Genomic DNA, 12,197 nt, shown 5'->3' on the forward strand with positions numbered 1-12,197 from the left:
CCGCCCCACTGACAACGGGCCGTCCGCGCAGGTCAGCGTGGAGATACCTCAGACCGCCCGCCCATAGGCGCGCAGCGTGAGCAGCGCCTCCACGGTCACCACCGGCCGCCACTCCAGCGCCGCACCCTGGGCCCAGGCCCGGCGCCGGGCGGGCCAGCCGCCGTCCTCCCGCTGCGCGTTCGCCAGGAAGTCCAGCGAGCGCTCCACCTCGGCGTCGGTGAACCAGCGGCGGGCCAGCGAGCCGGGCGTACGGGCGAGGTCGTACACGAAGGTGTGTTCGCCAGGGCCATGGCCGGGCGGCAGGGGGCCGTCCTCGGCGCGCTCGGGGTCCAGCACCACCAGCCGCCGCTCCCGCACCCGGCGGCCCAGCCGCTCGGCCACCTCCTCGGCGCGCGCCCGGTCCGGGGCGCCGTCCAGGAAGGCGACGGCCGCCCCCACCTCGTACGGACGTGCCGGACCGCCTCCCTCCAGCGCCGTCACCGCCGCCCAGCAGAAGTCCGTGGCCCGGAACAGCCAGGCGTGCCACACCTCGTTGCGGTGCAGCAGCCCCACCACCGGCCCGGTGGTCAGCAGATCGCCGCGCGGATGCTCCGACGGCCGGATCCAGGGGGCGGCCGGGTAGTCGCGCAGCGACGGGTGGCATCCGGGCAGCGCGCCGTCCCGGGTGGAGATCGCGGTCAGATAGCGGCACAGTCGCTCCACCCGCTGCCCGCCGCAGCGGCCGATCCCGTCGAGTACCCGCAGGGCGTGGGCGACGTGCTGCGGCTGGCTCACCGGGCCGCGCAGATCCGGCTCCAGAGCGTGGCCGTAGCCCCCGTCGGCGCCCAGGTACGCGGCGAGCGCGGTCTCGACCGGTTCCGCGTCGGCGTCCTGGAAGTGATACGCGAACCGGCGCTGCTCGAGCACGCGTGCGGTCAGCCACACGAACCGCGCGGCGCGCGCGAGCGGCGAGGCGGGCGCGGGCGGCGTGGGCTGGGAGGAGGGGACTGCTGCGGATCGATCCATGGGACAGACCGTAGGGCGGGAATCGCCTGGGGAAGGGGGCTCACGCACCGGTGCACCCCGGGAGCGCGATACTGGGCGCATGCGGTTGACGGTCTTCTGGCAGCGGATGGCGGATTACTTCGGCGAGGCGTACGCCGACTCCTTCGCGCGCGATCATGTGATGTCCCAGCTCGGCGGCCGGACCGTCCACCAGGCGCTCGCCGCGGGTTGGGATGCCAAGGACATCTGGCGCGGGGTCTGCACCGCGATGGAGATCCCCGCCGACAAGCGCTGACGAGCGCTGACAGGCGCCGAGCGGGGGCCGGGAGGCGTGCGGGGAGGCGGACTCCCGGGGTGGCCGGATTTTTTGGACGGGTGTACGCCACACTTGCCGGGTGGCCCCGACCGAAGAGACCCTCTCCCCCGACGCCGACGGCGTCCCGACCACAGCACAGGCCCCCAAGGACGCGCCCGCACAGTCCGCGCGCATGCCGCGCTGGCTGCCCCGCGCCATGGTGCTCGCCCTTGCCCTGGTGGCCTGCTACCGGCTTGCCACCTGGGCCTTCGATCAGCTGACCGGACTGCTGCTGAACGTCCTGATCGCGTTCTTCCTGGCGCTCGCGATCGAACCGGCCGTGGACCGCATGGCCGCCCGCGGCGTCCGTCGGGGCCTGGCCACGGGAGTGGTCTTCATCGGCATCCTCATCGGCGCCGCGGGCTTCTTCACCCTGCTCGGTTCGATGCTGGCCGACCAGATCATGACCATGGTCCAGGACTTCCCGAAGTACCTCGATCAGGTGGTCAGCTGGATCAACGAGACGTTCCACACCCGGCTGTCCCGGCTGGAGATCCAGGACAGCATGCTCCACTCCGACTGGCTGCAGAGCTATGTGAAGAACAGCGCCGACAATGTGCTGGACGTCTCCGCGCAGGTGCTCGGCGGGCTGTTCCGGCTCCTCACGGTGACGCTGTTCGCCTTCTACTTCGCCGCCGACGGCCCCCGGCTCCGCCGGGCGCTGTGCTCCGTCCTGCCGCCGAACCGGCAGACCGAGGTGCTGCGGGCCTGGGAGATCGCGGTCGCCAAGACCGGAGGCTACATCTACTCGCGCGGGCTGATGGCGCTGATCTCCGGGGTCGCGCACTACATCCTGCTGGAGAGCCTGGGCGTGCCCTACGCCCCGGCGCTGGCCGTCTGGGTGGGGCTGATCTCCCAGTTCATCCCGACCATCGGCACCTATCTGGCGGGTGCCCTGCCGATGTTGATCGCCTTCACCGTCAACCCCTGGTACGCGCTCTGGGTGCTGGTGTTCGTCGTGGTCTACCAGCAGTTCGAGAACTACCTGCTGCAGCCGAGGATCACGGCGCGGACCGTGGACATCCACCCCGCCGTCTCCTTCGGATCGGTGATCGCGGGCACGGCGCTGCTCGGCGCGGTGGGGGCACTGATCGCGATTCCGGCGACCGCGACGCTGCAGGCGTTCCTCGGCGCGTACATCAAGCGCTACGACGTGACGGACGATCCGCGGATGCACGGGCGGACGCGGCGGCGCGGTGCCTCCGCGCTGGCACGCATGCGACATGCGCTGTCCCGGCGCGGTTGACACAAAAATCGAACATCCATTCTTATGGAGGCCCGGCCCGGTTATCCACAGGCCGAGCATGTCCGGGCCGCTTGTCAGTGGCAGGCGCTAGCGTCATGGACGTGAAGCGATCGACTCAAGCAAACCGGGTGGAACCCATGGCAGGAAACGACCGCGAGAAGGCGCTCGACGCCGCGCTCGCACAGATTGAACGGCAGTTCGGCAAAGGCGCCGTGATGCGTATGGGCGACCGGCCGAACGACCCCATCGAGGTGATTCCCACCGGGTCGACCGCTCTCGACGTCGCCCTTGGTGTGGGCGGCATTCCGCGCGGCCGCGTGGTGGAGGTCTACGGCCCGGAGTCCTCCGGCAAGACGACCCTGACCCTGCACGCGGTGGCCAACGCCCAGCGGGCGGGCGGCACCGTGGCCTTCGTGGACGCGGAGCACGCGCTCGACCCCGACTACGCGCAGAAGCTGGGCGTGGACACCGACTCGCTGATCCTCTCCCAGCCGGACAACGGCGAGCAGGCGCTCGAGATCGTGGACATGCTGGTCCGCTCCGGCGCGCTCGACCTCATCGTCATCGACTCCGTCGCCGCTCTGGTGCCGCGCGCGGAGATCGAGGGTGAGATGGGCGACTCGCACGTCGGTCTCCAGGCCCGGCTGATGAGCCAGGCCCTCCGCAAGATCACCAGTGCGCTGAACCAGTCCAAGACCACCGCGATCTTCATTAACCAGCTGCGCGAGAAGATCGGTGTCATGTTCGGCTCTCCGGAGACGACGACCGGTGGCCGGGCGCTGAAGTTCTACGCCTCGGTCCGCATCGACATCCGCCGTATCGAGACCCTCAAGGACGGCACGGACGCGGTCGGCAACCGCACCCGCTGCAAGGTCGTCAAGAACAAGGTGGCGCCGCCCTTCAAGCAGGCCGAGTTCGACATCCTTTACGGCCAGGGCATCAGCCGTGAGGGCGGTCTCATCGACATGGGCGTCGAGCACGGCTTCGTGCGCAAGTCCGGTGCCTGGTACACGTACGAGGGCGACCAGCTCGGCCAGGGCAAGGAGAACGCCCGCAACTTCCTGAAGGACAACCCCGATCTCGCCAATGAGATCGAGAAGAAGATCAAGGAGAAGCTCGGTATCGGCGTGAAGCCCGCGGCGCCCGCGCCCGATGCCGAGCCCGGCCCGGACGCGGCGGGCGCCGTGCCCGCCACCGCGGCGGCGAAGCCCGCGGCGGCTCCGGCGGCCAAGTCCGGGGCGAAGGCGGCCAAGACCGCCACGGCGAAGAGCTGATCCATGACACGGCGGACCGACTGGCCGGACGGCCCGGGCCGTCCGGAGCCCCCGGACCGTCCGGATCGCGGCGCCCCCTCCTCGTCGAGGGCCGAGCAGGGGACGCCGCTCGGCCCGGAGGAGCAGGCGCGGGCGATCTGCCTGCGCCTGCTCACCGGGACCGCGCGCACCCGTAAGCAGCTCGCGGACGCCCTGCACAGCCGCGGCATCCCCGACGAGGCGGTGCAGGAGGTGCTGTCCCGGTTCGAGGACGTCGGGCTGATCGACGACGCGGCGTTCGCGGACGCCTGGGTGGAGTCCCGGCACCACAGCCGGGGCCTGGCCCGCCGCGCGCTCGCCAGTGAGCTGCGCACCAAGGGCGTCGACCCCGCGCTGATCGCCGACGCCGTGGGGCAGCTCGACACCGATCAGGAGGAGCAGACCGCCCGCGAGCTGGTCGAGCGCAAGCTGCGCACCACCCGCGGCCTCGACCGGGAGAAGCGGCTGCGCCGCCTCGCCGGAATGCTCGCCCGCAAGGGGTATCCCGAGGGCCTGGCACTCCGGGTGGTGCGGCGCGCGCTGGAGGAGGAAGGCGAGGACCCGGAGCTGCTGGAGCACCAGCTGCCCGACGTCTGACCCTCCGGCCCACGGGCCTGGGCCGGTACGGGGGCGGCCCGGCCAGGCGGGGGTGGTCCGGCCGTGCGGAGGCGGTCCGGCCGCTTGGATCAGCTCACCGGAGGGGGCAGCGGGCCGGGAGGTCAGTACGCCCGGTCAGTGCACCGGGAGACCGGCCGCCCGCCACGCCTGGAAGCCGCCGACCAGATCGGTCGCCCGCGTCAGGCCCAGCTGCCGCAGCGAGACCGCCGCGAAGCTCGACGCATAGCCCTCGTTGCAGACCACCACCACGTGCAGATCGTGGTGCGCGGCCTCGGGCAGCCGGTGGTCGCACTGCGGATCGAGCCGCCACTCCAGCTCGTTCCGCTCGACGATCAGCGCCCCCGGGATGGTCCCGTCGCGCTCCCGCAGCGCCGCGTACCGGATGTCCACCAGCAGCCCGCCCGCGGACCGCACGGCAGCGGCCTCTTCGGGGCCGAGCCGGTCCAGCCCCTGGCGCGCCTCGGCCAGCAGCTCGTCCACGCTCCGCTTCGCCACGTGTTCCGCACCCATCGCGCCTACTCCCATTCCTGCGGCCGCTCGACCTGCTCCAGCCGCAGCACCTGGCCGGTGCGGCTGTAGCGCCGCATCAGCGGCAGCGGCGGGTAGTAGGCGTGCACCGACACCGCATGCCGCTCCGACGACGGGTTGATGACCTCGTGGACATGGTGCGCACCGAAGGCCCGGCCGCGCCCGGCGGACAGCCGCCGTTCGCGGTCCACGCCCTCGGCCAGTTCGAGGGTCTTCCAGCCCTCGGTGGGCAGGCGGGTGGCCAGCGACTGCTCGTTCAGCTCACCGGCGGCCGTCACGAAGGCCCCGTGCGAACCGCCATGGTCGTGCCAGCCGGTACCGGTGCCGGGCGGCCAGGCGATCAGCCACGCCTCGCTGCCGCCCGGGCCCTCCAGCCGCAGCCAGGTGCGGCCCTCCGGGTCGAGCGGGAGCGAGGCCACGAGCTCGGCGTCGGCGGCGGTACGACGGACGAAGTCCAGCAGATCGGCCTCGCTGGGCGGCGCGTCGGGACCGGCTGAGGGGCGCGCGGGCGTGAGAAGAGGTGCGTCAGACACGGGAACCGTCCTGGGTGATCGCGAAAGAGGCGCGGCCGGACCGCGCGGGAGGAAAAGCGGATCAGCGGATCAACAGGACGGACGACACACGCAGCCCGCATAGCGGAGGAGGTCCAGATGGACCCTCCGCCAGAAGAGAGGCAGGCCGGTGTCAGTCACGCTCCGCAGTGAAGCATGAGCCGGACGGGAAGGTCAATGACACCGGACGAGGTCCGGGACGGCTCACGCACCGGCGTACCACGTCAGCGCCATGAAGGACGTGGGGGTGCGTGACAGACGACTCACCACGCCGACGTGCCGTGTCACTACCGGCGCGCCGCGGCCTCCGCGTCCCGCTGCTCCGCGTCCGCGCCCCGGGCGGTGTCCCCGCCCCGCGCCGCGTCGGCGCACGCGTACAGCTCGGCCGGGCGCACCCCGGACAGCGCCGCGGCCAGATGACCGTCGGGCCGCACCAGCAGCACGGTGTGGGCCGGAGCCCCCGGGTACTCCTCGGCGACCAGCAGTTCCGTGCGCATCGGCAGGGCCGAGACGGCCGCCGCCAGCCGGGGCATCAGCCCGGCGCGCATCCAGTGGCGGCGGTCCCACACCCCGGTGCCCGGGGCGACCAGCACCACCAGCAGCTCCCGGCCGAGCCGCTCTTGCAGCCGCACCACCGCACCGTCCGGCGCGGTCACGCGGACATCGGCCACCGGCCCCCCGGTCGGTGTGCCCACCGTGACGGAGCCCTCCTGGGGCGCCGCGGGGGCCAGCGGGGAGCGGTGGTAGACGGGGGGCGCGCCCAGCGGACCATCGCCGAGGTGACCGTCGGTGAGGAGCGCGTCATGGCCGCGCGTGCCCCCGGGCAGCACGGTGCGCCGTACCGCGCGCCAACCCCCGGCCGCCCGGACCAGCGGCAACGCCTGGTCGGCGGTGCGCAGCCGCGCGGCGACGGCCGTCCGCCGCTCCGCCTGATAGCTGTCGAGCAGGGCGTCGGAGGCGCCGTGGTGCCAGGCGAGGGAGAGCTTCCAGGCCAGGTTGCCGACGTCCCGCAGCCCCTCTTCGAGTCCCTGGGTGCCCAGCGCGCCGTGCAGATGGGCGGCGTCCCCGGCGAGGAAGGCGCGCCCCACGCGCCAGCGCCGTGCGAGCCGGTGGTGCACGGTGTGCACGCCGGTGTCCAGAAGCTCGTAGGGGATCGCGGTCTCCTCGCACCACCCCGCGAGGGTGTCGCGCACCCGAACCATCAGCGCGTCCGGGGTGACGAGGTCGCGGCCCGGCGGGAGCAGCCAGTCGATCCGCCAGATGTCATGCGGCAGCGGACGGGCCGTCACCTCCGCGTCGATGCTGCGCCACGGCGGCGAACGGTGCAGTACGGCCTCGCCGGGCCAGGGGAGGTTCGCGCGCAGGGCGGCGACGGCGTGCCGTTCCACCGCCGTACGGCCGGGGAAGCGCACCCCCAGCTGCTTGCGGACGGTGGACCGGGGGCCGTCGCAGCCGACCAGATGGCTGCCCCGCCACCAGGTGGCCTGGGCGCCCCGGGTCCGTACGCTCACCCCGCGCGCGTCCTGCTCCACGGTCTCGACCCGGGTGCCGGGGACGATCCGTACGAGATCCTCGTCACCGATGGCGGTCAGCGCGGCCCGCAGGGCCCGGGTCAGCTCGTGCTGGGGCAGATGCAGCGGCGAGGGCACCGGCGCCTCCGGCTCACCGTCCCGCGCGGCGCCGTCCCGCCCGTTGCCGTCCTCGGGGGCCGCCGGGGGAGGGGCGCCGAAGAGCGGGCCGGGCTCCAGGGGCACCTGCCGTACGAGCTGGCGGCGGCGCAGCGTGCGCCACCCCGTCCACGGCCGCGCCCCGGCCGCGGCCCGGCAGCCGAGCCGTTCCAGCAGGGCGGCGGTGTCCGGGCGCAGCACGACGGTGCGGGCCAGGCGCGGCTCGTCGCCCCCGGCGGTCTCGTCGAACAGCACGACGGGGACGTCCAGACGGGCAAGGGCGAGGGCCAGGGTGAGCCCGACCGGGCCCGCCCCGGCGACGATCACCGGGTCCACGGCGCGGTTCCCATGGCCCTGCGGGGCGTACGTGATGTACGGAAACTGGCAGTTGAAACCCGGTGAGCGATCACAGAAAGCATGCAACCGACTGCGAGTGCCCGCGTCAAGCGGCGACGGGCGGTGGCGCGCGCGCCACCGCCCGTCAGGACCCGCTTGCCTCAGTCGGTCTTGCCGGCCGGCTGCGCCGGCGCGGGCTGATCCACCGGGTCGAGCCCGTCGGCGGCCGCGAGCGGCTGGGCGGCGTCCGCGACCGGGATGCCGGTCTTGGCGCGCCGGCCGCGCCGTTCGATCCAGGTGGCCAGGGAGGAGAGGGCCAGGCACATCGCGATGTAGATGGCGCCGCCGACGATGATCACCGGGACGTACGGGTTGTCGTCGTTGACGACGATGTTCCCGGCGAGCTGCTGGAGCTGGAACAGCAGCTCCTGGTAGGTGATGACGTAGCCGAGCGAGGTGTCCTTCAGGGTCACCACGAGCTGGCTGATGATGGTCGGCAGCATCGCCCGGACGGCCTGCGGGATCAGGACCGTCGTCATGACCTGGGTCTTGCTCATACCGAGGGCGTAGGCGGCCTCACGCTGACCGCGGGGCACCGAGTTGATGCCCGCCCGCAGCACCTCGGCCTGCACCGAGCCGTTGTAGACGGTCAGGCCGATGACCAGGGCCCAGAAGCCGGTGCTGTCGCCGCTGAGGCCCAGATCGGAGCGGTAGGTGAGGAAGAGCACCCACAGCACGTAGATGGTGATCAGCAGCGGGATGGCCCGGAACAGCTCGATGAACCCGGTCGTGAGCCAGCGGACGGGCTTGTGGTCCGAGAGCCTGCCGACCGCGAGCACGACGCCCAGGATCAGCGAGAGCACCGATGCCACTGCGAACACCTGGAGGGTGGTGACCACGCCGTCGCGAATGCTGGTCCGCACGCCCGCGTAGTTGAAGATCTCCCACATCTCGGGCGCGAACTGGCCCTTGTCGTTCAGCCGCAGGACGGCGAAGGCGATCAGGCCGAGGACGGCGAGGCTGCCGACGACCGAGTAGACGCGGTTGCGGATACGGGCCTTGGGGCCGGGCGCGTCATAGAGGACACTCGCGCTCATCGGGCCACCTCCAAGCGGCTCTCCAGCAGTCGGAAGGCACCGCTGATGGCGAAGGTGATGACGAGGTAGCACAGGGCGATCCACAGGAAGATCCACCCGATCGCGAAGCCCTTGTCACTGAGCAGCTTCGAGACGTTGAACAGTTCGGTGTTGCTGAAGGCGCCCGCGATGGCCGAATTCTTCGTGAGAGCGATGAAGATGCTGCTCATGGGAGGAATCACGGTCCGGGTGGCCTGCGGCAGAACTATCATCCGCAGCGTCTGCGTGAAGGTCATGCCCAGGCTGCGGGCGGCCTCCGCCTGGCCGAGCGGCACGGTGTTGATACCGGACCGCACGGCCTCGCAGACGAAGGACGACGTGTAGCAGCCCAGCGCCAGCATCGCGAGAACGAACGGACTCGTTCCCGGGAAGAAGATCTGCGGGACCACGAAGAAGGCGATCAGGAACAGCAGGGTCAGCGGGGTGTTGCGCAACAGGGTGACCCACGCCGTGCCGAAGGCGCGCAGCGGCGGAATGGGGGACACCCGGAAGCCGGCCATGATGATGCCCAGGACGAGGGCGAGCGCCGCACTGGCCGCCGTGAGGGCGAGAGTTCCGAGGAACCCCTCACGGAACTGGGGCAAATGATCGAGGAGTACGTTCATCGATTCTCCGCGGTAGCGGTCGGGTCAGCGGCGTGCGGAGCGCACCGGCTTCACGGGTGAACGGGGGACCGGAGACCGGACCTGCTCAGTAGCGGGGCAGCGGGGTCTTCGGCGCGACGTAGGAGGAGCCGGACTTGCCGAGCGTGCCGACGTACGCCTTCTTGTAGTCGCCGTTCTTGATGTGCTTCTCGAGCGAGTCGGTGATCGCGTCGCGCAGCACCTTGTCGTTCTTGTTCATCCCGATGCCGTACGGCTCCTCGGTGAACGGCTTCTCGACCAGCTTGAGCTTGCTGGGCCGCTGGGCCGCGTAGCCCTTGAGGATCGCGTCGTCGGTGGTGACCGCGTCGACCTGGCCGTCGAGGAGCTGCTTGACGCAGAGCGAGTACTTGCTCAGCTCGGTGGTCTTGGCCCCGTACTTCGGCTTCTTGATCTCCTGGAGCGGAGTCGAGCCGACGATCGAGCAGATCTTCTTGCCCTTGACGCTGTCCGGGCCGGTGATGCCCTTCTCGTCCTTGCGGACCAGCAGGTCGGCACCCGCCTGGTAGTACGGGCCCGCGAAGCCGACCTGCTTCTTGCGCTCGTCGTTGATCGTGTACGTGCCGACGTAGTAGTCGACCTGGCCCTTGGAGATGGAGGTCTCGCGGACGTTCGAGTCGACCGTCTTGAAGGTGATCTTGTCCGCGGAGAAGCCGAGGTCGGCGGCGACCATCTTGGCGATCTCGATGTCGAAGCCGGAGCGCTTGCCCTCGGTGTCCACGAAGCCCAGGAAGGGCTGGTCGGCCTTGGCACCGATGACGATCTTGCCGCGCTTCTGCGCCGCCTTCAGGGTCGGCGAGTCCAGCTTCACGTCCTTGGCGACCGTGTACGAGCCGTCGTAGACCTCGCCGCCCTTCGGCTTGTCGCCGGCGGTGCCCTTCTCGCCGCCACAGGCGGTCGCGGTCGCCGCCAGAGCGAGTGCCACTGCCGCGGCCGCTGCCGTGTTACGCATCCTCATGGTGCTGCCCCATCCTTGGTTCCGTACGTCTTCGCGGACTTGACGTCATCGCAAACTTGGTGGTCGGCGCGGCTCAGTGGTGGAGGATCTTCGAGAGGAAGTCCTTGGCCCGGTCGCTGCGCGGATTGTTGAAGAACTGGTCCGGCTCGGCCTCTTCGACGATCCGGCCGTCCGCCATGAAGACCACGCGGTTCGCGGCGGAGCGCGCGAAGCCCATCTCGTGGGTGACGACGACCATCGTCATGCCGTCCCGGGCGAGCTGCTGCATGACCTCCAGCACCTCGTTGATCATCTCCGGGTCGAGCGCCGAGGTCGGCTCGTCGAAGAGCATCACCTTCGGGTCCATGGCCAGCGCCCGGGCGATGGCCACCCGCTGCTGCTGACCGCCGGAGAGCTGCGCGGGGTACTTGTCCGCCTGGGCGCCGACGCCCACCCGGTCGAGCAGCTTGCGGGCCTTGTCCTCGGCGGCCTTCTTGTCCGCCTTACGGGCCTTGATCTGGCCCAGCACCACGTTTTCGAGCACCGTCTTGTGCGCGAAGAGATTGAAGGACTGGAAGACCATGCCGACGTCCGCCCGCAGGCGGGCCAGCTCCCTGCCCTCCTGGGGCAGCGGCTTGCCGTCGATCGTGATGGATCCGGCGTCGATCGTCTCCAGCCGGTTGATGGTGCGGCACAGCGTGGACTTGCCGGAACCCGACGGTCCGATGACGACGACCACTTCGCCACGGGATATGGTCAGGTCGATGTCCTGGAGGACATGCAGCGCGCCGAAGTGCTTGTTGACTCCGGACAGCGCGACCAACGCGTTCGCCACCGGCGCAGCGTCTTTGGTCACCGATACTTCGCTCATTCGGCTTTCCGCTCCCGTCCTCCTTGGTTGGGAGGACATTAATGAGCAGCCACGATCAGCGTCATTACATCTGAGCGGAAATTGAGGATAACGATCTGGCCTCGGGTCGGCACTCTGCGTAAATGGTCGTAGGCGCGCCGTACCGGCTGCATAACGGAAACCGTCCTGTGACTGTATGCGTCTTGACGAGTGAGTGTGGATCGGAGTGGATTCCCTGGGGCCGTGTCTTCGGTCACGTTCGGGCGGCGCATAACCGAGGCGCGCACCCATGAGAGGGAAGGTGGAGGAGGAGCCGGTGAGGCTGCTGCTCGTCGAGGATGACAACCATGTGGCCGCGGCCCTGTCCGCGGTCCTGTCCCGGCACGGCTTCGACATCACCCACGCCCGCAGCGGCGAGGAGGCGCTGCAGGCGCTGCTGCCCGGTGCGGGCGCCCCCTTCGGCGTCGTACTCCTCGACCTCGGACTGCCGGACCAGGACGGTTTCGAGGTGTGCGGCCGGATCCGCAAGCTCACCGCGACGCCCGTGATCATGGTGACCGCGCGTTCCGACGTACGGTCCCGCATACACGGGCTCAACCTCGGCGCCGACGACTACGTGGTCAAGCCGTACGACACCATGGAGCTGCTCGCCCGCATCCACGCCGTCAGCAGGCGCACCCTCCCGTCCGACTCCGGCGCCGCGGCCGGTACCGGCCCCGAGGAGAGCGGAGAGGGCCCGCAGCCGCCGCTGCGGCTCGGTCCGGTCACCATCGAACTGCCCACCCGCCAGGTCTCGGTGGACGGCACGACGGTCTCGCTCACCCGCAAGGAGTTCGACCTGCTCGCGCTGCTCGCCCAGCGGCCCGGCGTGGTCTTCCGCCGTGAGCAGATCATCAGCGAGGTGTGGCGCACCAGCTGGGAGGGGACCGGGCGCACCCTGGAGGTCCACATCGCCTCCCTCCGCTCCAAGCTGCACATGCCCGCTCTGATCGAGACTGTCCGCGGCGTGGGCTACCGTCTCGTCGCCCCGGCCGGCTGAGCGGCCAGGGCTCCCCG

At 70.8% G+C, this 12,197-nt stretch carries 14 protein-coding genes; 5 read left to right on the forward strand and 9 right to left on the reverse strand.

What is annotated here, in order from left to right; genetic code table 11:
- Positions 1 to 48 precede the first annotated feature (48 nt).
- Positions 49 to 1,005, reverse strand: a complete 957-nt coding sequence (locus ACZ59A_RS17920) for a hypothetical protein (protein ID WP_470959742.1) — start codon at positions 1,003 to 1,005, stop codon at positions 49 to 51.
- A 79-nt stretch (positions 1,006 to 1,084) separates the two neighbouring features.
- On the opposite strand from ACZ59A_RS17920, the gene ACZ59A_RS17925 reads away from it, so the two are divergent.
- From ACZ59A_RS17925 to recX, 4 genes are all read left to right on the forward strand, one after another.
- The gene (locus tag ACZ59A_RS17925) at positions 1,085 to 1,279 is read left to right on the forward strand and encodes a DUF3046 domain-containing protein (RefSeq protein WP_468047961.1); all 195 of its coding nucleotides are present in this window, start codon (positions 1,085 to 1,087) and stop codon (positions 1,277 to 1,279) included.
- A gap of 100 nt (positions 1,280 to 1,379) precedes the next feature.
- A complete protein-coding gene (locus ACZ59A_RS17930) occupies positions 1,380 to 2,585 on the forward strand; it encodes an AI-2E family transporter (protein WP_470959744.1) in 1,206 nt (401 codons plus the stop codon).
- Positions 2,586 to 2,722: 137 nt separating this feature from the next.
- Positions 2,723 to 3,859, forward strand: coding sequence for a recombinase RecA (gene recA / locus ACZ59A_RS17935; protein ID WP_470959746.1), 1,137 nt, complete (start codon positions 2,723 to 2,725; stop codon positions 3,857 to 3,859).
- 3 nt (positions 3,860 to 3,862) lie between these two features.
- On the forward strand, positions 3,863 to 4,474 hold the full coding sequence (recX, locus tag ACZ59A_RS17940) for a recombination regulator RecX (RefSeq protein WP_470959748.1): 612 nt from the start codon (positions 3,863 to 3,865) through the stop codon (positions 4,472 to 4,474).
- Between the two features lie 135 nt (positions 4,475 to 4,609).
- On the opposite strand, the gene ACZ59A_RS17945 is transcribed toward recX, so the two are convergent.
- From ACZ59A_RS17945 to ACZ59A_RS17980, 8 genes are all read right to left on the reverse strand, one after another.
- The gene (locus tag ACZ59A_RS17945) at positions 4,610 to 5,005 is read right to left on the reverse strand and encodes a rhodanese-like domain-containing protein (protein ID WP_468047953.1); all 396 of its coding nucleotides are present in this window, start codon (positions 5,003 to 5,005) and stop codon (positions 4,610 to 4,612) included.
- 5 nt (positions 5,006 to 5,010) lie between these two features.
- A complete protein-coding gene (locus tag ACZ59A_RS17950) occupies positions 5,011 to 5,556 on the reverse strand; it encodes a cupin domain-containing protein (protein WP_470959750.1) in 546 nt (181 codons plus the stop codon).
- A 69-nt stretch (positions 5,557 to 5,625) separates the two neighbouring features.
- A complete protein-coding gene (locus tag ACZ59A_RS17955; RefSeq protein ID WP_470959752.1) occupies positions 5,626 to 5,715 on the reverse strand; it encodes a putative leader peptide in 90 nt (29 codons plus the stop codon).
- 146 nt (positions 5,716 to 5,861) lie between these two features.
- Positions 5,862 to 7,577 (reverse strand): FAD-dependent monooxygenase, encoded by a 1,716-nt coding sequence (locus tag ACZ59A_RS17960; protein ID WP_470959754.1) that lies wholly within the window; start codon positions 7,575 to 7,577, stop codon positions 5,862 to 5,864.
- Between the two features lie 161 nt (positions 7,578 to 7,738).
- Complete coding sequence (locus ACZ59A_RS17965; RefSeq protein WP_470959756.1) at positions 7,739 to 8,674, reverse strand: amino acid ABC transporter permease; 936 nt, start codon at positions 8,672 to 8,674, stop codon at positions 7,739 to 7,741.
- Positions 8,671 to 9,318: an amino acid ABC transporter permease gene (locus ACZ59A_RS17970; RefSeq protein WP_468047943.1), complete on the reverse strand. Its 648-nt coding sequence runs from the start codon at positions 9,316 to 9,318 to the stop codon at positions 8,671 to 8,673. Before ACZ59A_RS17970 ends, ACZ59A_RS17965 begins: the two co-directional genes overlap by 4 nt.
- Before the next feature lie 85 nt (positions 9,319 to 9,403).
- The gene (locus ACZ59A_RS17975; protein ID WP_468047942.1) at positions 9,404 to 10,312 is read right to left on the reverse strand and encodes a glutamate ABC transporter substrate-binding protein; all 909 of its coding nucleotides are present in this window, start codon (positions 10,310 to 10,312) and stop codon (positions 9,404 to 9,406) included.
- A 73-nt stretch (positions 10,313 to 10,385) separates the two neighbouring features.
- Positions 10,386 to 11,162: an amino acid ABC transporter ATP-binding protein gene (locus tag ACZ59A_RS17980; RefSeq protein ID WP_470959758.1), complete on the reverse strand. Its 777-nt coding sequence runs from the start codon at positions 11,160 to 11,162 to the stop codon at positions 10,386 to 10,388.
- A 295-nt stretch (positions 11,163 to 11,457) separates the two neighbouring features.
- Between ACZ59A_RS17980 and ACZ59A_RS17985 the strand changes: the two genes are divergently transcribed.
- Positions 11,458 to 12,180, forward strand: coding sequence for a response regulator transcription factor (locus ACZ59A_RS17985; RefSeq protein ID WP_470960615.1), 723 nt, complete (start codon positions 11,458 to 11,460; stop codon positions 12,178 to 12,180).
- The last annotated feature ends 17 nt before the right edge of the window (positions 12,181 to 12,197 follow it).

Source organism: Streptomyces sp. NPDC040405 (assembly GCF_055595765.1).

What these genes read in the sequence shown, in the direction of transcription:
- ACZ59A_RS17920 (WP_470959742.1), bottom strand. Translation starts at nt 1,005, where the DNA reads ATGGATCGATCCGCAGCAGTCCCCTCCTCCCAGCCCACGCCGCCCGCG.
- ACZ59A_RS17925 (WP_468047961.1), top strand. Translation starts at nt 1,085, where the DNA reads ATGCGGTTGACGGTCTTCTGGCAGCGGATGGCGGATTACTTCGGCGAG.
- recA (WP_470959746.1), top strand. Translation starts at nt 2,723, where the DNA reads ATGGCAGGAAACGACCGCGAGAAGGCGCTCGACGCCGCGCTCGCACAG.
- recX (WP_470959748.1), top strand. Translation starts at nt 3,863, where the DNA reads ATGACACGGCGGACCGACTGGCCGGACGGCCCGGGCCGTCCGGAGCCC.
- ACZ59A_RS17945 (WP_468047953.1), bottom strand. Translation starts at nt 5,005, where the DNA reads ATGGGTGCGGAACACGTGGCGAAGCGGAGCGTGGACGAGCTGCTGGCC.
- ACZ59A_RS17965 (WP_470959756.1), bottom strand. Translation starts at nt 8,674, where the DNA reads ATGAGCGCGAGTGTCCTCTATGACGCGCCCGGCCCCAAGGCCCGTATC.
- ACZ59A_RS17970 (WP_468047943.1), bottom strand. Translation starts at nt 9,318, where the DNA reads ATGAACGTACTCCTCGATCATTTGCCCCAGTTCCGTGAGGGGTTCCTC.
- ACZ59A_RS17975 (WP_468047942.1), bottom strand. Translation starts at nt 10,312, where the DNA reads ATGAGGATGCGTAACACGGCAGCGGCCGCGGCAGTGGCACTCGCTCTG.
- ACZ59A_RS17980 (WP_470959758.1), bottom strand. Translation starts at nt 11,162, where the DNA reads ATGAGCGAAGTATCGGTGACCAAAGACGCTGCGCCGGTGGCGAACGCG.